This is a genomic window from Mesorhizobium sp. M0106, assembly GCF_040322715.1.
Classification (GTDB): domain Bacteria; phylum Pseudomonadota; class Alphaproteobacteria; order Rhizobiales; family Rhizobiaceae; genus Mesorhizobium.
On the sequence record NZ_JAMYUA010000118.1, the window covers coordinates 1 to 1,674 of the forward strand.

The 1,674-nt window shown below is 64.2% G+C and carries 1 protein-coding gene and 1 pseudogene; both read right to left on the minus strand.

The window, feature by feature from the left end; genetic code table 11:
• Positions 1-359: 359 nt before the first annotated feature.
• A complete protein-coding gene (locus NKJ55_RS35325; protein ID WP_352453914.1) occupies positions 360-1,541 on the minus strand; it encodes an IS91 family transposase in 1,182 nt (393 codons plus the stop codon).
• A 12-nt stretch (positions 1,542-1,553) separates the two neighbouring features.
• Positions 1,554-1,674: pseudogene (locus NKJ55_RS35330) on the minus strand (tyrosine-type recombinase/integrase); the annotation flags it as partial.

A 1,674-nucleotide genomic window follows, 5' to 3' on the forward strand; every position in this document is an offset into this window, starting at 1 on the left:
GGAATCTGAAGGGTTCTGTGAGGTCCGGGCACAGCCGGGGCACGCAGGCTCGACGTCGGACCTCATTGCAAGCCGGATTGAACGAAGCCGCGGGCTAATCTGGCGCTATGGGGATTGTAGCCTGGAGGGGCGGTCGGGATTGTCTTCGTCGGGTGAATGAAGGGCAACCGCGATGCGACCCCAAGGGATGATGGCACGGTGGAAGGTCGACTCTTGATGGCGATCACCGCGGATTGGGTGGGGACGCCTTCTGTCGCGGGCACGAGTGCTCGCGGTCTTGTGCGGAAAGTCAAAGGTCGGCATGCCGGCGCGGATGGCGACGGATACCAAAGCTGGTGATGTGGACCTGCCGCGTACGATCATGAGGTGTTGTCCCACAAGGGACCTGGCGGCGCTTGTCCGCAGCGCCAGATGGCCAGCGTGATCATCGATCCTCCACAGCATGGGCAGCGATGCGCTAATGAGAGGGGCGCGGGCGTGCTTTCGACGCGCGGTTCGATATTGTCCTGCAGCGGGTTGGCCAGCAGCCTGCGACACAGGTCGAGCTTTGCGGCGCGATGGCCGTTGGCGAGGAATCCATAATGGCGGATGCGGTGGAAGCCGTCCGGCAGGGTGTGCAGCAGGAAGCGCCTGATGAACTCGTGCACATTCAGCGTCATGAGCTTTGCCTTGCCGCCATGCTGATAATCTCTCCAGCGGAACACAATCTTGCCGTCGGCCATGCTGACGAGCCGGGAGTTTGCGATGGCGACACGGTGGGTATAGCGACCGAGATAAGCCAGCACCTGCTCTGGCCCGCCGAACGGCGGCTTGGCATAGACGACCCATTCGAGGCGGCGGGCCTCGCCCAGCCGGCGTCTGAACACGACGGGCAGCGCCAGTTCGGCGAGATCGCCGAAGAAGCTCAACTTGCCCGCTTCATACGCTGTCCGCAGTTCCTCCAGAAAGAGTCGGCGGAACAGGCGCGACAGCACCCGCACCGGCAGGAAGAAGCCGGGCTTGCAAGAGATCCAGCGCGTTCCATCGGGCGACAGCCCACCACCTGGCACGATGCAATGGATATGGGGATGATAATGGAGGTTCTGACCCCAACTGTGCAGGACGCCGACAAGGCCGATCTCGGCTCCCAGATGTTTGGAATCGGCGGCGATGGTGCGTAGCGTCTCGGCGGCCACCTTGAACAAGATCGTGTAGACCGCCGCTTTGTTCTGGAAGGCGATCGCCGCGATTTGCGCCGGCAGCGTGAAGACGACGTGGAAATAGGGAACCGGCAGGAGTTCGCCCTGCCGCGCGGCAAGCCATTCCCGGCAGGCCTGTCCCTGGCACTTCGGGCAGTGCCGATTGCGGCAGGAATTGTAGGCGACGCGGATCGCCCCGCAGGACCGGCAGCCCTCGACATGGCCGCCCAGTTCGGCGGTCCGGCATAGCTCGATCGCGCTCATCACGCGCCGCTCGACGCGCCCGAGATGGCCGTCATGGGCCTGCCGATACGCCTCGCCGTGGCGGCGGAAGATGTCCGCCACCTCCAGTCTCGCCGACATTGGCGGAACCGGTCAGCCCGGCGGCACAACCTCAATGGTCAGCCGATCGAGCGGGCTTTCCGTCCGCCGAATGAGACCGTTCGAGACCTTCGTGTAGCGCGCCGTGCTCGACAGGTTGTTGTGGCCGAGCAGC

Coding starts and splice junctions, on each gene's coding strand:
- NKJ55_RS35325 (WP_352453914.1), bottom strand. CDS start 1,541: ATGTCGGCGAGACTGGAGGTGGCGGACATCTTCCGCCGCCACGGCGAG.